The sequence below is a fragment of the Enterobacter sp. ODB01 genome, assembly GCF_001623605.1.
GTDB classification, from domain to species: Bacteria; Pseudomonadota; Gammaproteobacteria; order Enterobacterales; family Enterobacteriaceae; genus Enterobacter; species Enterobacter kobei.
The window spans coordinates 1,813,461-1,833,091 of record NZ_CP015227.1; the positions used below are offsets into that span (position 1 = coordinate 1,813,461).

Here is a 19,631-nt window from a genome sequence, read left to right on the forward strand (position 1 = left end):
CTTATGGTAGCCGTATTTTTATATAACTAAATGCGGCGTTTTTATATAGAAAAACGTTTCGCTCATAAGGGTGGCACCCTAATTTGGCGGTAATGTCACTTTTACATAAGATAATACTTTTCTCCGCTTTGCATATTTCATTCCTGGTGTTAATTTCAGAGGAAACCCCATAAGGAAATAGCACGATGAAGAATCTCATTGCTGAGTTGCTGGTTAAGCTTGCACAAAAGGAAGAAGAGTCTAAAGAACTGGTTGCCCAGGTCGAAGCGCTGGAAATTGTCGTCACCGCGCTATTGCGGCAGATGGATACATCCGATCAGCAGGCGTTAATCAATAGCATCGAAGGGGCGCTGGATAAGGCGCGACCCGACACTCAGGTTCCCCAGAGGATGCCGAATTGCTGCAGCAATACGTAAAGAAGCTGTTGAGGCATCCGCGCAGTTAAGCCGTCACGAACGGTTCTGACGTTTCACAAAATTGTCATGCAGGATGCCTGGCGCTGCTCTGTATTTATTTTTTATCTGTTTGTACCGCGAGAAAATAAAAGTGAAACAGAGCACACGTGTTATCGCGTTACTTCCCCTATCCTTTATGTCGATACCGCCAATACCGGTACGTTGGGTCTGAAATGAGAAATTCCCGGCAAAATCACCGCTGCCGGGTGGTTTTTTTCCTGTTACGAACCAGACTTACAGGGAATATTCACAAAAGGATGGTGCAATGAAAACAACATTACTGGTTACTCTGCTCTCCGGCCTGTTCCTGATCTCATCGGCGAATGCGGAAGAAAAAACGCTAACGCCTCAGCAGCAACGGATGACGACCTGTAATCAACAGGCGACGTCCCAGAGTCTGAAAGGCGATGCCCGTAAGACCTATATGAGCGACTGCCTTAAAAACGGTGCCGCGAAGCCTGGCGAAAAAAGTCTGACGCCGCAGCAGCAAAAAATGCGCGAGTGTAATGCGAAAGCGACCGAACAGTCCCTGAAGGGAGACGATCGCAGCAAGTTCATGAGTGCCTGTCTGAAGAAACAAGTGTAGTTCTAACGGGTGAATGGCGTCGGCTGCTCACCCGAAATTTCATACTTTCCCCGCAGTCCCCCTCTCTATAATTTGGGAAAATGTTTCAGAATATTCCCAAAAATGATGAATGATGAAACGTATTACAACAAAAAGCGCATTCGGGAAGAGTGGAGTTTAACCCTTTCTCAGGATGACCCTTACCGCGCCGGCATCCAGTTTGCCCGGCGGGTTCGGCTGGCGCGCGCTGTTGGTCTGGCAGCCATGTTTTTCCCCGTGGCGGGAATGCTGGTCATCCATTTTTTACCCGGCGGCTGGTGGTTGATCCTGGTAGGGTGGGCGTTCGTCTGGCCCCATTTTGCCTGGCAGTTATCCTGCCGCGCCGCGTCACCTCACCAGCAGGAGATTTTCAACCTTAAGATGGATGCCATTATCGCCGGGCTCTGGATTGGCGTGATGGGGCTGTATGCATTACCCACGGCAGCGCTGGTAATGATGGTGGGAATGAACATGATGGGATCCGGTGGCTGCCGCCTGTTTCTTGTGGGGATAACGTTAACCCTCCTGACCGCGTTGGTGACGCTGCCCCTCGTCGGGAAAGTAACTGTCTTCCACCCCGATCCCGTGGAGTGGGTCTTAACGCTTCCGGTGCTCATGCTTTATCCCATGCTGTTTGCCTGGCTTAGCCACCGGACGGCCATCAGGCTTGCGGAACATAAGCGGCGGCTGGAAATGATGAGTACCCGCGACGGCATGACCGGGGTCTTTAACCGACGACACTGGGAAATGCTGCTGCGTAATGAGTTTGAGCACTGCCGCCGGAGCCACTGCAACGCCACCATTTTGCTGATTGATATCGACCACTTTAAAAACATCAATGATACCTGGGGACATGACGTGGGCGATAAGGCGATTGTTGCTCTTACCCGTCAGCTTCAGATGTCAGTCAGGTCAGGCGATGCGATAGGCCGTTTTGGCGGAGATGAGTTTGCCGTGATTATGTCGCAGACAGCGGCTGAAAGCGCCATCGCCGTCATGTCTCGGGTGCACGAGCGTCTGGAAACGTTGTCCTTACCGTGCGCACCGAAAGAGCCTCTGCGCATCAGCGTAGGCATTGCCCCCTGGGGGCCACAGTTTGGACATTACCGGGAATGGCTGAAGGCGGCAGATGTGGCGCTGTATAAGGCGAAAAATGCCGGGCGCGGCCGCACCGAAGTGGCCGCCTGACGCCCGGTCAGAAATCAGGATTTACTCAGCTTCTCTGATTTTTCCATGCATTTTGCCATCGCCTCGATGACGGCAGAGCGGAATCCACGTTCTTCCAGCACTCGTACCGCTTCGATGGTCGTGCCGCCAGGCGAGCAGACCATGTCCTTCAGTTCTCCCGGATGTTTACCGGTCTCCAGCACCATTTTGGCGGAACCCATCACCGCCTGCGCGGCGAATTTATACGCCTGCGCACGCGGCATGCCGCCAAGCACGGCGGCGTCGGCCATGGCTTCTAAAAACATGAACACGTATGCAGGTGCAGAGCCGCTGACGCCGACAACAGGATGGATCATGGATTCCGCAATGACTTCCGCCTCACCGAAGCAGCGGAAAATGTTCAGCACATCAGCCACCTCTTCTGAGGTCACCAGCGCGTTAGGGGTGACGGAGGTCATACCGGCATTAACCAGTGAGGGAGTATTGGGCATCGCGCGGACGATTTTACGGTCATGACCGAGCGCGCGGGCCAGTTGATCGAGCGTCACGCCCGCGGCAATCGACACGACCAGCGTCTCTTTATTCAGACTGGAGGTGATGTCGCTCAACACTTTGATCATGATGTTCGGCTTAACGGCGCCAAAGACGATATCGGCGACCTGGGCGACTTCCTGCGCGCTTTCTGCGGCGTTGATCCCGTATTGATCGCGCAATGCGGCGACGTTGTCAGGTGACGGGGTATAGACCCAAATCTGACCGGGCAGAACCTGCCCGCTGGCGATCAGGCCGCCCAGGATGGCTTTGCCCATGTTACCGCAGCCGATAAACCCGATTTTCTTATCCATCACGATTCTCCGTCATTATGCGTTGTTTTCTCTGATTGATAGCTTAACAACGAAATGCAGGCGACAATAGTCGGCAGAGACATTATGGGGAGACAATATGGCGATTTGGGTTGATGCGGACGCGTGTCCGAATGTGATTAAAGAGATTTTATTCCGCGCCGCCGAGCGCGTTCAGATGCCACTGACGCTGGTGGCGAACCAGAATATCCGCGTTCCGCCTTCGCGCTTTATCCGTTCCTTGCGCGTCCCGGCCGGGTTCGACGTGGCGGATAATGAAATTGTTCGTCTGTGCAGCCCGGAGGATCTGGTCATTACCGCTGATATTCCACTGGCGGCGGAAGTGCTGGAGAAAGGCGCAGCGGCGCTCAACCCGCGCGGTGAACGTTATTCGCCTTCAACCATCCGGGAAAAACTCACTATGCGTGATTTTATGGATACCATGCGGGCCAGCGGCGTGCAGACCGGAGGGCCGGACAGCCTGTCCCAGCGCGATCGCCAGCAGTTTGCTGCCGAACTGGATAAATGGCTGCTGGAAGTGAAGCGTCGCACAGCGTAATGATAATTATTGTCACTTTGTGGTACAGTGTGGCTTCCGCAGGGTTGTCATCCCGTACCGCTTTGCAGTAAAGTATTCTACACATCTTCTGCAATGATTTCTTTACACTCTTCAGCCATCCGGCATCAAGGGGAACACCTGGCTATGACCCAACCCATCTTTTTAGTTGGCCCCCGCGGCTGTGGGAAAACCACCGTTGGCCTGGAACTGGCACGCGCATGTCATCGTCAGTTTGTTGATACCGACCACTGGCTGCAAACCGAGGCCGGCAGAACCATCGCGGACATTGTTGAGCAAGAGGGATGGGAGAGCTTTCGCGCACGCGAAACGGCCGCGCTAAAAGCGGTCACCACGCCGTCAGCCGTGATTGCGACAGGAGGGGGGATTGTTCTCGCCGAGTGTAACCGTCATTTTATGCGTGAAAAGGGCATTGTGATCTATCTCTGCGCGCCGGTTTCGGCTCTCGTGGGGCGCCTTGAGGCCTTTCCGGAGGAGGGACAACGTCCGGCGCTGACCTCCAGACCGCTCAGCGAAGAGGTGAGCGAAGTCCTGGCCGAGCGTGATGCCCTGTACCGTGAAGCGGCGCACCACGTCGTGGATGCTTCTGCGGCACCGGAAGAGGTGGTGATTCAGATTATTACCGCCCTGCGTTTGGCTTGTGCCAGCTAACCGCCGTCTATACTGATAGCTCAGACATAAAAAAAGGATGAGCTATGCCAACCAGACCTCCCTATCCGCGCGAAGCACGTATCGTTACCGTTGAAAAAGGCACAGGCGATCAAACCGTGACCTGGTATCAGCTGCGTGCCGATCACCCCAAACCGGACTCGCTGATCAGTGAACATGAGACTGAACAGGAAGCGCTGGACGCCAAACGGCGCTACGAAGATCCCGAAAAGTCATAGATGTTTTCCTAAACGCTCCAATACCGTGCCTGAATCACACTTTTTACTCATCGCCAATGTTAAGCAGGAGTTAATATTTAGTTATTACAGGTGACTCCGTTACCCGCAGGTGATCTTTACATTTCGCGATGCAGATCACCTGCTACGCTTGGTGCTGTTTTGTTGAAAAAACGAACTGTGCAGCGTAGTGAGCCTGTACCTGTGTAATAAGATTTTGTAGTAATGGAAGGCGAAGACGATGAAGGCAACGTTGGCGATCCTCACTATTGGTGTGGTCCCTGTAAGCGAAGTGTTACCGCTTTTAACCGAGCATGTCTCTGAACAGCAGATCACTCATCTCAGCCTGCTGGGTAAGATGAGCCGGGAAGAGGTCATGGAGGACTACGCTGTTGAGGCGGGGGAGGAGCCCCTGGCGACGTTATTAAGCGACGGTAAACTGGCGCATGTTTCACGACAGAAAATTGAGCGTTCGCTGCAGTCAGTGATAGAAGTGCTCGATAATCAAGATTATGACGTTATTTTGCTGATGAGTACCGCCCCCATTAAGGGACTGGTGGCGCGCAATGCGATTTTGCTTGAGCCAATGCGCATCATTCCGCCGCTGGTGGCCTCTATTGTTGACGGGCATCAGGTGGGGGTGATTGTGCCGATGGAAGAGCTCATGAACAACCAGGAAGCAAAATGGCACGTGCTTGAAAAAACGCCTCTGTATGCCCTGGCAAATCCCTTCTGGGACAGCGAGGCCAAACTGATCGCTGCCGGGAAGGCGCTACTGGAGAAAGGGGCGGATGTGTTGATACTGGACTGCCTCGGTTTCCATCAGCATCACCGTGATTTATTGCAAAAGGCGCTGGACGTGCCGGTGCTGTTATCAAATGTTCTGATGGCGCGCCTGGCTTCCGAACTCCTGATGTAATGATTTTGCGTGACAGGCAATGAGCATGGCCCCTATAGTGAATTTTTATCTCTGAATATAAGGGCCAGTTCATGCTTCAAAGTAACGAATACTTTTCCGGTAAAGTGAAATCCATTGGTTTTACCAGCAGCAGCACGGGCCGCGCCAGTGTGGGCGTCATGGCTGAAGGGGAATACACCTTTGGCACGGCCGAAGCGGAAGAGATGACGGTAGTCAGCGGCGCGCTGAACGTCTTACTGCCGGGTGAAACGGAATGGAAAGTTTACGCTGCCGGGGAAGCCTTCAACGTTCCTGGCCACAGCGAATTCCATTTGCAGGTTGCTGAACCGACCTCTTATCTGTGCCGCTATTTGAAATAAAAAAAAGCCGGGTGACGCTAACGCTTACCCGGCCTGTGTTTTGCCTGTTATCTCTGCGCTTCGCCGCCGAGACCTTCCACCAGATTCTGAATTAACGCCGCCAGCTCACCGGTCATCAGGATAAAGTCCGCATCAAAACGCTGGGCGTAATCTTCCCGGTCAATATCTTCATTTTGATCGCGCAGCTCATCGCAGAACTTCAGACGCTTCACGGAGCCGTCATCACACATCACGAACTGAATGCGCTGCTGCCAGTCGAGCGCCAGTTTGGTAACGACTTTCCCGGCTTCGATGTGTACCGCAATTTCGTCACTCACCAGATCCTGCTTTTTGGCGCGGATCACGCCGCCATCTTCCAGCAGGGCTTTCAGCTCGGCTTCATCCAGAATCTGGAAACCTTGCGCCGCAGTACCACTGCGAACCCATTCTGTCAGGGTCAGCTCAATCGGCGTTTCCAGTGCCAGCGGAACGACCGGTAAAGAACCGATACTTTTACGCAGCAGGGCCAGGGTATCTTCTGCTTTTTTGGCGCTGGCGCAGTCGACCATGATCAGCCCGTTAACGGTATCGATCCACATCATCGTCTGGCTAAAGCGGCTAAAAGCGCGCGGCAGCAGAGAGTGCAGGACTTCATCTTTCAGCGAATCTTTTTCGGTTTTTTTCAGCTTGCGGCCCTGCTCGGCTTCCAGCTTGAAGATTTTTGCTTCAAGCGCCTGCTTCACCACCGGCGTGGGCAGAATTTTCTCTTCTTTGCGAGCGCAAACGATGATTTGTCCCGTGCTGCTGGCGTGGGTCAGGGCATCGCTTTGTGAACCCATTGGCGGAACCCAACCGGTTTTTGCCATATCCTGGCTACCGCAAGGGGAAAAGCTATAAGCGGCTAACTGTTTTTCCATCTCTTCTGCACGCAGCGAAACGTCGCGGCTGAGACGGTAAACCATCAAATTTTTGAACCACAGCATGATAATTTCCACGGCCTTGTCGTTAAATCAGCGGGCATGATAACGAATTGTCGCATCGCTTGCATTGCTAATCGGGAAGCGTGCTTCTACTCTGTTGATAATCAAAAGAATGAGGAGAGTCTTGTGCGTATTGGGATTGATTTGGGCGGCACCAAAACAGAAGTCATTGCACTGAGCGAGCAGGGGGAACAGCTGTTCCGCCACCGTCTGCCTACGCCGCGCGATGATTACCACCAGACCATCGAGACGATTGCCCGGCTGGTCGATATGGCCGAGCAGGCGACAGGGCAAAGCGGTACCGTCGGGATGGGTATCCCGGGGTCAATCTCCCCTTATACCGGCGTGGTTAAAAATGCTAACTCCACCTGTCTGAACGGTCAGCCGTTTGATAAAGATTTAAGCGCGCGTCTGAACCGGGAAGTGCGTCTGGCCAATGACGCCAACTGCCTGGCGGTCTCCGAAGCCGTTGATGGCGCCGCCGCAGGGGCGCAGACCGTTTTTGCGGTGATTATCGGGACCGGCTGCGGTGCGGGCGTGGCGTTTGGGGGGCGTTCGCACATCGGTGGCAACGGCACGGCGGGCGAGTGGGGGCACAATCCGCTGCCGTGGATGGATGAAGATGAACTCAAATACCGCGCCGACGTGCCGTGTTACTGCGGCAAGCAGGGCTGTATTGAGACGTTTATCTCCGGCACCGGTTTTGCGACCGATTACCACCGCCTGAGCGGTCGACCGCTCAAGGGTAATGAAATCATGCGTCTGGTTGAAGAACAGGATCCGGTGGCTGAACTGGCCCTGAGCCGTTACGAAATGCGTCTGGCAAAATCGCTGGCGCACGTCGTGAATATTCTCGATCCGGACGTGATTGTGCTGGGGGGCGGGATGAGCAACGTTGACCGATTGTACGCCACGGTGCCAAATCTTGTGAAGCAGTGGGTTTTCGGCGGCGAGTGTGAAACCCCGATCCGTAAAGCTGTCCACGGCGACTCCAGCGGCGTGCGCGGCGCGGCGTGGCTGTGGCCGGAATAAAAGCAAAACAGCAACGCAAGTTGCTGTTTTTGATGTTTGTACCCTCTCCCTGTGGGAGAGGGCCAGGGTGAGGGCACCAGACCGCAGCGACCCTTTATTCACCCCACAGCAAACTCCCTGTCCAGCCTGCTATACCCCAGCCCATTAATCTTCTTCACCTTAATCTGCACCGGTATGCGCTCTTTCATCGCCTCGACGTGGCTAATGACGCCGATGGTTTTCCCGGTAGCGTTCAGCGCGTCGAGCGCATCCAGTGCGGTATCCAGCGTTTCACTGTCGAGGGTGCCGAATCCTTCATCCAGGAACAGCGAATCGATTCGCGTTTTGTGGCTCACCAGATCGGAAAGCGCCAGCGCCAGCGCCAGGCTGACCAGGAAGCTCTCGCCGCCAGAGAGCGTGCGTGTATCGCGTACGGCATCCGCCTGCCAGGTGTCGACTACTTCCAGCTCCAGCGCATCGCTGGCTTTGCGCTGGAGCAGATAACGCCCGTGCAGGCGATTTAGCTGCTGGTTAGCAAGCCAGACGAGATTATCCAGCGTCAGCCCCTGAGCGAACTTACGGAACTTATCGCCGGTACTGGAGCCGATCAGCGCGTTCAGATAGCCCCAGTCGTCGGCCTGACGCGCGGCCTCTTCAATTTGCTGCATCAACGTCAGCTGATGCTGACGGTTGTCGCTGTCCTGCTTGAGCTGCTGGCGGATCTCGCCCTGATGCGTGGTGTTCTCGCGAAGCTGTTGCGCCAGCTGCTGCAGCTGGATTTGCAAAGTGGATGCATCGGCCTCGAGACCTTCCGGGCGCAGCGCAACATGCGCCTGTAGCTGCTGGTTCGCCTGGCCGGATAGCGCCGTGGCCTGCTGTATCTGGTTTTCCAACGACTGCTTCAGCTGTTCGAGGCCACGGAGGGTGTCATCATCCAGCAGGGCGGCAATGAACGCCTCCCTGTCGGCAAAACAGCTGGCAGAAAGTGCCGCGGAGAATTGGGTCTGCGACTGTTGCAGGCGCTCTTGCTCCAGCGCCTCCTGTTGCTGCTGGGCGGTAAGCTGGCTTTGCAGCGATACGCATTCATCGTGAATGGCGCGCCAGCCATCAGGAATGGCCGGTTCGGTCTCTTCGGTGTGGGTTGCCGGAAGTGTGTCGAGCAACGGCTTCAGAGCGTTGCTGCGTTCCACAAGCACGCCGTGCTGCGTTTGTTTTTCCTGCCACTGCGCGAATTCTCCTTCGCGGGCGTGCAGCCAGGCGGCTTCGTTCCCCTCTTCGGGAACGCTAAGCGACAGCGTGAGCAGGGTGTGTTCCAGCGTCTGTCGTGTCGCCGTCAGCTGCTGCTGATACTGGCGAGCCTGCGCTTCCTGTTCGTTCAGCTGGTTTTGCAGGGTAAGACGCTGGCTGAGCTGATAAAGCTGGCGCTCATAGTGTTCCTGCTCGTTTATCCATGGCGCGATATCTTCCTGAATATTCAATGTGATATTCAGGGACGCGCAGATCTCAAGCCACTCTTTAGTGAGTGCTTGCTCTTCCTCAGACAGGGTCTGCACGTCGCCCGTCTCGCGCTGAATCTGCTGAGCCAGAGCATTAACCTGCCCCAGCACCAGCAGGCCTTCTTCTTTTAGCGCGGCCACCTCTTTTTCCAGCGCATCACGGCGGCGCTGGTTATCCGTCAGCTCAAGCGATTGATATTGCTCAACGGCGGGATGCTCGCAGGAACCGCACAGGGGACAAGGTTTGCCTGCCTCAAGCTGTGAACGATAGCTTTCCAGATCTTTAATTGTCGCTTCACGCTCGCACAGGGCCTTCAGATCCAGATAGTGCTGGTGTTTCTCTTTGTACTGCTGGCGGCGCAGCGTCAACGTTTCATTAAGTTTGCTCTGCTCCGCCTGGGCTTTCTGTACGCTTTCATTGCTCTGGCGCAGGCGCTTTTGCAGCGGCTGATAGCGAGCATGTAGCGACGTCAGCCGCTGGCGCTGCGTGCGTGACCGGGACTGCTGCTCCATTGCCACGTTGACCTCATCCGCCGTCAGCGTGAGCGTATTTTCCGGCATGTCAGTCAGCTTGTTACGTAACTCAGTCATCCGCGCAGCGTGCGTGGCCAACTGGTTTTTATCGCGGTTAAGCTGTGAGAAGAGCGCGCGCCATCCGGCAATCTCCTGACCCAGCAGGCGATAACGCTCGTGCTCCGCCAGCCACTGCGCCAGCGCCGTCAGTTCAGTATGAAGCTCGGCGTGGGTACGCAGGGCAGTATTACGGATCCGCGCGCGCAGCGCGGTTTTGGCTTGTAAGCGAGTATTTACTTCAATAATTCGCTGCTGGGTTTGCGTCAGACGCGCGGTTTGCTCCTGCTGGTGCGCCCAGAGCGGACGAAGCTGGGCGGCGGGCTGCGCAAGCTGGAGCTTTGCCAGCTCAGGCGCAGCGTCCGTCAGAGCCTGTTGTGCCTGCTGCTGCAATGCGGTGATGCGTTGTTGCTCGCGCACAAGCTCATCATGACGGGTAAGCCACTGAAAATGTTTCTGCTGGTTTTGCTGCTGTGCCAGCAACGTTTTCTCTTCGTCAGTAAGTGCCTGCAAACTTTGCTGTAATTGCTGCTGCTGTTCTTCACTCAGCAGCACGACGCCCGCTGCCTGCGCCTCGCACTTTTCCAGCAGGCTGCGGGCGGCTTTGTGTTTTTCAAACACCATGGCGGAAATCTGGCCGTAGATTTCGGTGCCGGTCAGCTCTTCCAGCAGCTCTGCGCGATCGCTCGGTTTGGCATTCAGGAAGGCGGCAAATTGCCCCTGTGAGAGCAACATTGAACGGGTAAAGCGGCCATAGTCCAGACCGGTGAGTGCGGCGGTTTGCTCCAGCTTGTCCGTGACTTTATCGGCGAGGATTTTGCCATCTTCGCAGCGGGCCAGCTCCACGCGCGGCGCCTGCAGGTTGCCGTCCGGCTGGTTGCGTGCCCGGTTCTGGCTCCAGAATGCGCGGTAGGCGATGCCTTTTACCTCAAACTCCACTTCCGCCAGACACTCGGCGGTATCTCGCGTCATCAGGTCGTTTTGTGCCTGGGAAACCTTACTCAGGCGCGGCGTTTCGTGATAAAGCGCCAGACAGATGGCGTCGAGCAGGGTGGTTTTACCTGCGCCTGTGGCGCCGGTAATGGCAAACAGCCCGTTGCTGGCAAAGGGTTCAGCGGTAAAGTCAATTTTCCACTCGCCCTTGAGGGAGTTGAGATTTTTCAGACGCAGGCTTAGAATTTTCATGCGTTTTCTTCCTCGTCATTGAGGGCATGCAGGGTATGGGTGAACAGTTCGCTGAGTCTTTCGCGCTTCGCGTCGTCAATATCCTCCTGCAAGAGCCTGCGCTCAAACACCTCTTCTACCCGCAACTCGCTGAGCGTTTCCCGCTGGGCGCTTAACAGAATTTTCTCGCGCTGCTCGCGGCTGCGGCGCACCAGTAAGACCTCTACCGGCAAGTCTTCCGTCAGCGCCTGGATTTTTCGCTGCATATCATGCAGGTAGTCATCCGTAGTGATTTCGATATCCAGCCAGACGGGGGGATTAAGCGCGGTGCCGCGCCACTGTTCAAGCTGAGCGGTGATGGCCTCCAGATCGCCTTTCAGCACCGCCAGCGGCTGGGTGACCGGCACCTCCAGCGTCTCGACGGCACTGAGTTTGCCCTCGCTGAAGCTCACCAGATGCACGGATTTGGCTTTGCCGGTTTCATCGAAACTGAGCGAAATAGGGGATCCGCAGTAGCGAATATGTTCGCAGCCGCCGATAACCTGGGCGCGGTGAATATGCCCGAGCGCAATGTAGTCCGCAGGCGGGAAGTTCTGCGCCGGAAAGGCGTCCAGCGTGCCGATATAGATGTCACGCACGGCGTCACTTTTACTGGCCCCAACGGTGGTGAGATGCCCGGTCGCAATCACCGGTATCGGCTGTTCGCCACGCAGGTTGCAGGCATCCGCGTGCTGCTGGTGATAATAGTCGGTGATGGCCCGTAATAAATGTTGCTGCTTTTCCGTGCCCGACAGTCCCGCCTGACTTTGTACGATATCGCGTGGGCGTAAAAAGGGGATCGGGCACAGCACTGCCCCCGGCGTACCGTCGCGTTTTTTCAGGATCTGCGGGGCATGCCCGGCGCTGGCGACGACGGTAGTATTGAGAAACGCCAGAATGTCACGGGATTCATTGAGTGTTGCCACGGAGTCATGGTTACCGGCGACTATCACCAGATGACAGCCGGTCTGCTGCAAATTCACCACGAAGCGGTTATACAGCTCGCGCGCATAGCTGGGGGGCGACCCCGTATCAAAGATGTCACCCGCGACAATAATCGCATCGACCTCGTGGGCCTGCGCCGTCTCCAGCAGCCAGTTCAGGAACGCTTCATGTTCAGCCGCACGGCTTTTGCTGTAAAAATTTTGACCGAGATGCCAGTCCGAGGTGTGAAGTATGCGCATAGCGGTTCCGTGGCAAAAATGAGAAAGCAGGATTATAAACGTTCAGAGAAGGGAAAATAACCGCTGTAATAAAACAACGGTTTGCCCGCTACCGTGGTAATGTTTTTCATAAATCTGTCATAAATCTGACGCATAATGGCGCCGAATTACAAACGTGTAACTTAATAAGATAAGACAGGGCAAAGTATGGCGAGACGTATTCTGGTCGTAGAAGATGAAGCTCCAATTCGTGAAATGGTGTGCTTCGTGCTCGAGCAAAATGGCTTCCAGCCGGTTGAAGCGGAAGATTATGACAGCGCAGTGAACCAGCTGAATGAACCCTGGCCCGATCTGATTCTGCTGGACTGGATGTTGCCTGGCGGCTCCGGACTGCAGTTTATCAAACACCTGAAGCGTGAAGCGCTGACCCGCGACATCCCGGTTGTCATGCTCACGGCGCGCGGAGAGGAAGAGGATCGCGTGCGCGGACTAGAAACCGGCGCGGACGATTACATCACTAAACCGTTCTCCCCAAAAGAGCTGGTCGCCCGCATTAAAGCCGTGATGCGCCGTATTTCACCGATGGCGGTGGAAGAGGTGATAGAGATGCAGGGACTCAGCCTTGACCCGACCTCGCACCGCGTGATGACCGGCGAAAACCCCCTCGATATGGGCCCTACCGAATTTAAACTCCTGCACTTCTTTATGACTCACCCGGAACGCGTATACAGCCGCGAGCAGTTGCTGAATAACGTCTGGGGAACTAACGTGTATGTCGAAGACCGGACGGTTGACGTACATATTCGCCGCCTGCGAAAAGCGCTGGAACTGAGCGGCCACGATCGCATGGTACAGACGGTCCGCGGCACGGGTTATCGTTTTTCGACCCGTTTCTGAACAATGACAGGAGTGTGACGCGTGCTGGAACGTCTGTCATGGAAAAGGCTCGTCTTTGAACTGATCTTATGCTGTATTCCGGCCTTCCTTCTTGGGGCCTTTCTCGGACATCTGCCGTGGTTTCTGCTGGCGTCGGTCACCGGGCTGCTGATCTGGCATTTCTGGAACCTGCTGCGCCTCTCCTGGTGGCTGTGGGTTGACCGCAGTATGACCCCACCGCCGGGCAGCGGCAGCTGGGAGCCCCTGCTGTACGGCCTGCACCAGATGCAGATGCGTAATAAAAAGCGCCGTCGCGAGCTGGGAAGCCTGATTAAGCGTTTTCGCAGCGGGGCGGAGTCGTTGCCGGATGCGGTCATCCTGACCACTGAAGAAGGCACCATCTTCTGGTGTAACGGCCTGGCGCAACAGCTGCTGGGCCTTCGCTGGCCGGACGATAACGGTCAGAACATCCTTAACCTTTTACGCTATCCCGAATTCACGCTGTATCTGAAAAAGCGTGATTTTACCCGCCCGCACAATCTGAAGCTCAATAATGGTCGCCATCTGGAAATCCGCGTGATGCCTTACAGCGATAAGCAGTGGCTGATGGTGGCGCGCGATGTCACCCAAATGCACCAGCTTGAGGGCGCGCGCCGTAATTTCTTTGCGAACGTCAGCCACGAACTGCGTACTCCGTTGACCGTGCTTCAGGGCTATCTGGAGATGATGCAGGAGCAAACGCTGGAAGGTGCGCCGCGTGAAAAAGCGCTGCATACCATGCGCGAGCAAACGCATCGCATGGAAGGGCTGGTGAAGCAGCTGCTGACGCTCTCGAAGATTGAAGCGGCGCCTACGCTTGCGCTGAATGACACGATAGATGTGCCGATGATGCTGCGGGTCGTGGAGCGTGAAGCGCAGACGTTAAGCCACAAAAAGCATCACCTGACCTTCGAGGTCGACAGCACGCTAAAGGTGCTGGGCAGTGAGGATGAGCTTCGTAGCGCCATATCTAACCTGGTGTACAACGCAGTGAACCATACGCCGGAAGGAACGGATATTATGGTGCGCTGGAACCGTACCCCTACGGGCGCCGAGTTTAGCGTGGAAGATAACGGGCCGGGGATCGCACCGGAGCATATCCCGCGTCTGACCGAACGCTTCTACCGCGTGGATAAAGCGCGGTCGCGGCAAACAGGGGGGAGCGGCCTGGGGCTGGCGATTGTGAAGCACGCGGTAAATCACCACGAAAGCCGACTTGATATTCAGAGTACGCTGGGGAAAGGAACCCGCTTCAGTTTCGTTATTCCGGAACGATTAATTGCCAAAAAGACCGCCTGAGGGCAGGTGTGTCATTTTCCCTTTCCACGGGTCAGCGTCTGCTGGCCCGTTTGCTTTGCAGTCAAGCGAAACGCGGATGAATAATATACGGCTGGGTGTTTTTTGTTCGCATGATTAGCCATGAGTTTTTCCTGTAAATAGCGTATTGTGCTGGCGTGTATTTTCATGCTGGCATATTGTTCTGGTTTTGAGATCCCACCTTGCCTTTAAACGTTATAAGCGTTTAAATTGCCCCCCAGATACTGTCAGACCGACTGTATTTGCGTGGTAAATCGAAAAACTATTCTTCTCCACGCCAGGACGGGAGCATTTCCCGCTGAAATTGAGCAATTTTTCGGCTGTATCGTCCCGTCAGGGAAAACGAAAATCTCAATGTTTTCAACACCACATCCACAGGCAGTAAGGTTTTATGACCCATCACTTAAAATCGCGTGACATCATCGCGCTGGGCTTTATGACATTTGCGCTGTTCGTTGGCGCAGGCAACATTATTTTCCCTCCAATGGTTGGCTTACAGGCGGGTGAACACGTCTGGACCGCTGCGTTTGGTTTCCTGATTACTGCCGTGGGTCTACCGGTACTGACCGTCGTCGCGCTGGCGAAAGTCGGTGGCGGCGTGGACAGCCTCAGCACGCCGATTGGCAAAGTCGCAGGTGTTCTGCTGGCCACCGTCTGCTATCTGGCCGTGGGCCCGCTGTTTGCCACCCCGCGCACGGCGACCGTTTCCTTTGAAGTGGGGATTGCTCCGCTGACCGGCGACGGCCCGATGCCGCTGTTTATCTACAGCCTGGTCTACTTCGCGATTGTCATTCTGGTCTCCCTCTATCCGGGCAAACTGCTGGATACCGTGGGTAACTTCCTGGCGCCGCTGAAAATCATCGCCCTGATCGTTCTCGCCGTGGCCGCTATCATCTGGCCAGCAGGCCCGATCAGCGACGCAATGGACGCCTATAAAAACGCCGCGTTCTCTAACGGTTTTGTGAACGGCTACCTGACGATGGATACGCTGGGCGCAATGGTGTTTGGTATTGTTATCGTTAACGCCGCGCGTTCCCGCGGTGTGACCGAAGCGCGTCTGCTGACCCGCTATACCATCTGGGCTGGCCTGATGGCTGGTGTGGGTCTGACGCTGCTGTATCTGGCGCTGTTCCGCCTGGGCTCTGATAGCGCCATGCTGGTTGATCAGAACGCGAACGGTGCGGCTATTCTGCACGCTTACGTCCAGCACACCTTCGGTGGTGCGGGCAGTATGCTGCTGGCGGCGCTGATTTTCCTGGCGTGTCTGGTGACCGCAGTGGGCCTGACCTGCGCCTGTGCTGAGTTCTTTGCGCAGTATCTGCCGCTCTCTTACCGCACCCTGGTGTTTATCCTCGGTATCTTCTCCATGGCGGTGTCCAACCTCGGTCTGAGCCACCTGATTCAGGTCTCTATTCCGGTGCTGACGGCCATCTATCCGCCGTGCATCGTGCTGGTGGTGCTGAGCTTCACCCGTCCGTGGTGGAATAACTCCTCACGAATTATTGCGCCAGCCATGTTTATCAGCCTGATTTTTGGTATCCTTGACGGGATTAAAGCATCAGCGTTCGCCGCGATTCTGCCCGCCTGGACACAGCGTCTGCCGCTGTCCGAGCAGGGCCTGGCCTGGCTGATGCCTACCGTTGTTGCACTGGTTCTGGCGATTATCTGGGACCGTGCTGCAGGGCGCCAGGTTGCATCTAACGCCCATTAATCAACGGCAACAAACTGTTTAACCACGGGGCTTAAGGCCCCGTGGTTTTTTGTTTTTTCGTGTTGAATGGCAAGATTTTAATGGAAAGCACTAACAAACTTAAACGTGGTCTCAGCACACGCCACATCCGCTTTATGGCGCTGGGCTCTGCGATTGGTACCGGTCTTTTTTATGGCTCGGCAGATGCCATCAAAATGGCCGGTCCAAGCGTTCTGCTGGCCTACATCATCGGCGGCGTGGCGGCGTATATCATCATGCGCGCCCTCGGAGAGATGTCGGTTCACAATCCTTCTGCCAGTTCGTTTTCGCGCTATGCGCAGGAAAACCTCGGACCGCTGGCCGGGTTTATCACTGGCTGGACCTACTGCTTTGAAATTTTGATTGTGGCCATTGCCGATGTGACGGCGTTTGGTATCTATATGGGCGTCTGGTTCCCGACGGTGCCGCACTGGATCTGGGTGCTGAGCGTGGTGCTGCTCATCTGCGCCGTCAACCTGATGAGCGTGAAGGTGTTCGGCGAACTTGAGTTCTGGTTCTCCTTCTTCAAGGTCGCCACCATTATCATCATGATTGTGGCCGGTTTTGGCATCATCCTCTGGGGGATTGGCAACGGCGGTCAGCCGACCGGGATCCATAACCTCTGGAGCAACGGGGGCTTCTTCAGCAACGGCTGGCTCGGGATGGTGATGTCGCTGCAGATGGTGATGTTCGCCTACGGCGGTATTGAAATTATTGGTATCACCGCCGGGGAAGCGAAAGACCCTGAGAAATCCATTCCACGTGCCATCAACTCCGTGCCGATGCGTATTCTGGTGTTCTATGTGGGCACGCTGCTCGTGATTATGTCCATCTACCCGTGGAACCAGGTCGGTACCAACGGTAGCCCGTTTGTGCTGACCTTCCAGCATATGGGCATTGCGTTTGCTGCCAGCATTCTGAACTTCGTGGTGCTGACCGCGTCGCTTTCCGCGATCAACAGTGACGTCTTTGGCGTGGGCCGTATGCTACACGGCATGGCGGAGCAGGGCAGTGCGCCGAAGGTGTTCGCTAAAACCTCCCGCCGCGGCACGCCGTGGGTGACGGTGGTGGTCATGACCGTTGCGCTGCTGTTCTCGGTTTACCTGAACTACATCATGCCGGAGAACGTCTTCCTGGTGATTGCGTCGCTGGCGACCTTCGCGACCGTGTGGGTGTGGATCATGATCCTGCTGTCGCAGATTGCGTTCCGCCGTCGCCTGTCGCCGGAAGAGGCGAAAGCGCTGAAGTTTAAAGTCCCGGGTGGCGTTGCAACAACCGTCGTCGGGCTGATCTTCCTGGTGTTTATCATTGGCCTGATTGGCTACCATCCGGATACCCGAATTTCCCTCTACGTGGGCTGTGCGTGGATCGTCCTGCTGCTGGTTGGCTGGGTGTTTAAATGCCGCCGCGATCGCCAACTGGCAGAAGCGCAGTAATTTTTTTATTCCCTCTCCCTGTGGGAGAGGGTTAGGGTGAGGGCATCAGGCAGCACTGATCCCTCCTCCCCCGTCCTCCTCCCCCAATAAATCACGTCATGGTGAGCTATCCTTAACCACCCTGTGGCAAGGTGACGTCAATTTCATCAAAGGGGATTCGTGATGTTAAATGCCTGGCACCTTCCGGTTGCCCCATTTGTTAAGCAAAACAAAGACAACCTTGTGATTACGCTCTGGCTGGCGGGGGAAAATCAGCCTGAACGCGTGACGCTCCGCGCCGAAATTGATAATGAAGAGACCGGGCTGAAAATGCACAAGCTGCGCAGCCAGCCGCAGCCGGGGATCACCGCCTGGCGGGCGAATATCGATTTGCGTAGCGGACAGCCGCGCCGCCGTTATAGCTTCAAGCTGCTGTGGAACCATCGTCAGCTGTGGTTTACCCCGCAGGGGTTTAGCCGGTTCCCGCCCGCACGGCTGGAACAGTTTGCCGTTGATTATCCGGATAGCGGACCGCAGTGGGTTAACGATCAGGTCTTTTACCAGATTTTCCCGGACCGCTTTGCGCGTAGCGAAAAACGCACTGCCGACCAGGATAAGATCTATCACCACCACGCGGCGGGCCACGACATTATCCTGAAAAAATGGGATGAGCCGGTGACGGCGCAGGCGGGCGGCTCGACGTTTTACGGCGGCGATCTCGACGGCATCAGCGAAAAGCTGCCGTACCTGAAAAAACTGGGCGTGACGGCGCTGTACCTCAACCCGGTGTTTAAAGCCCCGAGCGTACATAAATACGATACACAGGATTATCGCCACGTTGACGCGCAGTTTGGCGGGGACGAGGCACTGCTGCGCCTGCGAGAGAACACCCTTAAGGAAGGCATGCGCCTGATTCTGGACGGCGTGTTTAACCACAGCGGAGATTCGCACGCCTGGTTTGACCGTCATAACCAGTCGATGGGCGGAGCATGTCATAACCCGGACTCGCCGCAGCGTGACTGGTACAGCTTTAATGAGGAGGGGCGTGCCCTGGACTGGCTGGGCTACCCCAGTCTGCCGAAGCTGGATTTCCAGTCATCAACGCTGGTTAATGAGATTTATGGCGGCGAAGACAGCATCGTCCGCCACTGGCTGAACGCCCCGTGGAATATGGACGGCTGGCGTCTGGACGTCGTACATATGCTGGGTGAAGCGGGTGGGGCGCGAAATAACCTGCAGCACGTCGGTGGGATCACGCGCTCGGCAAAAGCGGCCCGGCCTGAAGCGTTCGTGTTTGGCGAACACTTTGGCGACGCGCGCCAGTGGCTGCAAAACGATGCCGAAGATGCGGCGATGAACTATCGCGGTTTTACCTTCCCGCTATGGGGATTCCTGGCGAATACCGATATCTCCTACGATCCGAACCACATTGACGCCGAAACCTGCGCAGCGTGGATGGATAACTACCGCGCCGGGCTGTCTCATCAGCAGCAGCTGAGGATGTTTAACCAGCTTGATAGTCACGATACCGCACGCTTTAAATCCCTGCTCGGCAAGGATGTGGCGCGTCTGCCGCTGGCGGTCACCTGGCTCTTCACCTGGCCGGGCGTACCGTGTATCTACTACGGAGATGAAGTGGGACTGGACGGCAACAACGATCCGTTCTGTCGCAAAACCTTCCCGTGGGCGCCGGAAAAACAGGACAAGGTGCTGTTCAGCCTCTATCAGCGGCTGGCGAAGCTGCGTAAACAGAGCCTCGCCCTGCGCTACGGCGGCTGCCAGGTGGTGTACGCCCACGATAACGTGGTGGTCTTTGTCCGCGTCTATAACCAGCAGCGCGTGCTGGTGGCTATCAACCGGGGCGAGGCTTGTGAAGTGGTGCTGGATGATTCCCCGCTGTTGAAGGTGGCTACGTGGAAGAATAAAGAGGGCAAGGCGACGATTCAGGACGGCGTGCTGGCGCTGCCGGCGATATCCGCGACGATCTGGGTCGGCAGCTAACGCGACGATAAATGTTTCCACCTTTAAGATGGCGCAAATGCAACG

General features: G+C 55.9%; 17 protein-coding genes and 1 pseudogene. 14 read left to right on the plus strand and 4 right to left on the minus strand.

Features of this window, described 5'->3' with window-relative positions; translation table 11 throughout:
- Positions 1-185 precede the first annotated feature (185 nt).
- The 3 genes and pseudogenes from iraP to adrA all read left to right on the plus strand — a co-directional run bounded on the left by iraP (position 186) and on the right by adrA (position 2,247).
- Positions 186-445: pseudogene (gene iraP, locus A4308_RS08655) on the plus strand (anti-adapter protein IraP).
- 275 nt (positions 446-720) lie between these two features.
- A complete protein-coding gene (psiF, locus tag A4308_RS08660; protein WP_014882731.1) occupies positions 721-1,041 on the plus strand; it encodes a phosphate starvation-inducible protein PsiF in 321 nt (106 codons plus the stop codon).
- A 102-nt stretch (positions 1,042-1,143) separates the two neighbouring features.
- Positions 1,144-2,247, plus strand: a complete 1,104-nt coding sequence (adrA, locus tag A4308_RS08665; RefSeq protein WP_045269302.1) for a diguanylate cyclase AdrA — start codon at positions 1,144-1,146, stop codon at positions 2,245-2,247.
- 14 nt (positions 2,248-2,261) lie between these two features.
- Here the strand turns inward: adrA and proC are convergent, their stop codons facing one another.
- Complete coding sequence (gene proC, locus A4308_RS08670) at positions 2,262-3,071, minus strand: pyrroline-5-carboxylate reductase (protein ID WP_014882733.1); 810 nt, start codon at positions 3,069-3,071, stop codon at positions 2,262-2,264.
- Between the two features lie 97 nt (positions 3,072-3,168).
- Between proC and A4308_RS08675 the strand changes: the two genes are divergently transcribed.
- From A4308_RS08675 to ppnP, 5 genes are all read left to right on the plus strand, one after another.
- On the plus strand, positions 3,169-3,627 hold the full coding sequence (locus A4308_RS08675; protein ID WP_014882734.1) for a YaiI/YqxD family protein: 459 nt from the start codon (positions 3,169-3,171) through the stop codon (positions 3,625-3,627).
- Between the two features lie 144 nt (positions 3,628-3,771).
- Positions 3,772-4,296 (plus strand): shikimate kinase AroL, encoded by a 525-nt coding sequence (aroL, locus tag A4308_RS08680; RefSeq protein ID WP_014882735.1) that lies wholly within the window; start codon positions 3,772-3,774, stop codon positions 4,294-4,296.
- A 44-nt stretch (positions 4,297-4,340) separates the two neighbouring features.
- Positions 4,341-4,532, plus strand: coding sequence for a protein YaiA (yaiA, locus tag A4308_RS08685; protein WP_014882736.1), 192 nt, complete (start codon positions 4,341-4,343; stop codon positions 4,530-4,532).
- Between the two features lie 238 nt (positions 4,533-4,770).
- The gene (locus A4308_RS08690; protein WP_032637368.1) at positions 4,771-5,448 is read left to right on the plus strand and encodes an AroM family protein; all 678 of its coding nucleotides are present in this window, start codon (positions 4,771-4,773) and stop codon (positions 5,446-5,448) included.
- A 71-nt stretch (positions 5,449-5,519) separates the two neighbouring features.
- Positions 5,520-5,807, plus strand: a complete 288-nt coding sequence (gene ppnP / locus A4308_RS08695) for a pyrimidine/purine nucleoside phosphorylase (protein ID WP_014882738.1) — start codon at positions 5,520-5,522, stop codon at positions 5,805-5,807.
- Between the two features lie 47 nt (positions 5,808-5,854).
- Here ppnP and rdgC read toward each other — a convergent pair whose 3' ends face one another.
- The gene (rdgC, locus tag A4308_RS08700) at positions 5,855-6,769 is read right to left on the minus strand and encodes a recombination-associated protein RdgC (protein WP_014882739.1); all 915 of its coding nucleotides are present in this window, start codon (positions 6,767-6,769) and stop codon (positions 5,855-5,857) included.
- Positions 6,770-6,892: 123 nt separating this feature from the next.
- On the opposite strand from rdgC, the gene mak reads away from it, so the two are divergent.
- Complete coding sequence (mak, locus tag A4308_RS08705; RefSeq protein WP_063308493.1) at positions 6,893-7,798, plus strand: fructokinase; 906 nt, start codon at positions 6,893-6,895, stop codon at positions 7,796-7,798.
- 98 nt (positions 7,799-7,896) lie between these two features.
- On the opposite strand, the gene sbcC is transcribed toward mak, so the two are convergent.
- On the minus strand, positions 7,897-11,028 hold the full coding sequence (sbcC, locus tag A4308_RS08710) for an exonuclease subunit SbcC (protein ID WP_045281696.1): 3,132 nt from the start codon (positions 11,026-11,028) through the stop codon (positions 7,897-7,899).
- Complete coding sequence (gene sbcD / locus A4308_RS08715) at positions 11,025-12,230, minus strand: exonuclease subunit SbcD (protein WP_045281695.1); 1,206 nt, start codon at positions 12,228-12,230, stop codon at positions 11,025-11,027. The genes sbcC and sbcD overlap by 4 nt, the downstream gene beginning before the upstream one ends.
- Before the next feature lie 186 nt (positions 12,231-12,416).
- On the opposite strand from sbcD, the gene phoB reads away from it, so the two are divergent.
- From phoB to malZ, 5 genes are all read left to right on the plus strand, one after another.
- Positions 12,417-13,106, plus strand: a complete 690-nt coding sequence (gene phoB / locus A4308_RS08720; RefSeq protein WP_008503265.1) for a phosphate response regulator transcription factor PhoB — start codon at positions 12,417-12,419, stop codon at positions 13,104-13,106.
- 21 nt (positions 13,107-13,127) lie between these two features.
- Positions 13,128-14,423 (plus strand): phosphate regulon sensor histidine kinase PhoR, encoded by a 1,296-nt coding sequence (gene phoR / locus A4308_RS08725; RefSeq protein ID WP_014882743.1) that lies wholly within the window; start codon positions 13,128-13,130, stop codon positions 14,421-14,423.
- A gap of 409 nt (positions 14,424-14,832) precedes the next feature.
- Complete coding sequence (gene brnQ / locus A4308_RS08730) at positions 14,833-16,152, plus strand: branched-chain amino acid transporter carrier protein BrnQ (protein WP_014882744.1); 1,320 nt, start codon at positions 14,833-14,835, stop codon at positions 16,150-16,152.
- A gap of 80 nt (positions 16,153-16,232) precedes the next feature.
- A complete protein-coding gene (gene proY / locus A4308_RS08735) occupies positions 16,233-17,606 on the plus strand; it encodes a proline-specific permease ProY (protein ID WP_045281694.1) in 1,374 nt (457 codons plus the stop codon).
- A gap of 162 nt (positions 17,607-17,768) precedes the next feature.
- On the plus strand, positions 17,769-19,586 hold the full coding sequence (gene malZ / locus A4308_RS08740) for a maltodextrin glucosidase (protein WP_045281693.1): 1,818 nt from the start codon (positions 17,769-17,771) through the stop codon (positions 19,584-19,586).
- The last annotated feature ends 45 nt before the right edge of the window (positions 19,587-19,631 follow it).

Coding starts and splice junctions, on each gene's coding strand:
- adrA (WP_045269302.1), top strand. CDS start 1,144: ATGATGAATGATGAAACGTATTACAACAAAAAGCGCATTCGGGAAGAG.
- proC (WP_014882733.1), bottom strand. CDS start 3,071: ATGGATAAGAAAATCGGGTTTATCGGCTGCGGTAACATGGGCAAAGCC.
- brnQ (WP_014882744.1), top strand. CDS start 14,833: ATGACCCATCACTTAAAATCGCGTGACATCATCGCGCTGGGCTTTATG.
- ppnP (WP_014882738.1), top strand. CDS start 5,520: ATGCTTCAAAGTAACGAATACTTTTCCGGTAAAGTGAAATCCATTGGT.
- A4308_RS08675 (WP_014882734.1), top strand. CDS start 3,169: ATGGCGATTTGGGTTGATGCGGACGCGTGTCCGAATGTGATTAAAGAG.
- sbcC (WP_045281696.1), bottom strand. CDS start 11,028: ATGAAAATTCTAAGCCTGCGTCTGAAAAATCTCAACTCCCTCAAGGGC.
- psiF (WP_014882731.1), top strand. CDS start 721: ATGAAAACAACATTACTGGTTACTCTGCTCTCCGGCCTGTTCCTGATC.
- A4308_RS08690 (WP_032637368.1), top strand. CDS start 4,771: ATGAAGGCAACGTTGGCGATCCTCACTATTGGTGTGGTCCCTGTAAGC.
- rdgC (WP_014882739.1), bottom strand. CDS start 6,769: ATGCTGTGGTTCAAAAATTTGATGGTTTACCGTCTCAGCCGCGACGTT.
- aroL (WP_014882735.1), top strand. CDS start 3,772: ATGACCCAACCCATCTTTTTAGTTGGCCCCCGCGGCTGTGGGAAAACC.
- sbcD (WP_045281695.1), bottom strand. CDS start 12,230: ATGCGCATACTTCACACCTCGGACTGGCATCTCGGTCAAAATTTTTAC.
- phoB (WP_008503265.1), top strand. CDS start 12,417: ATGGCGAGACGTATTCTGGTCGTAGAAGATGAAGCTCCAATTCGTGAA.
- yaiA (WP_014882736.1), top strand. CDS start 4,341: ATGCCAACCAGACCTCCCTATCCGCGCGAAGCACGTATCGTTACCGTT.
- proY (WP_045281694.1), top strand. CDS start 16,233: ATGGAAAGCACTAACAAACTTAAACGTGGTCTCAGCACACGCCACATC.
- malZ (WP_045281693.1), top strand. CDS start 17,769: ATGTTAAATGCCTGGCACCTTCCGGTTGCCCCATTTGTTAAGCAAAAC.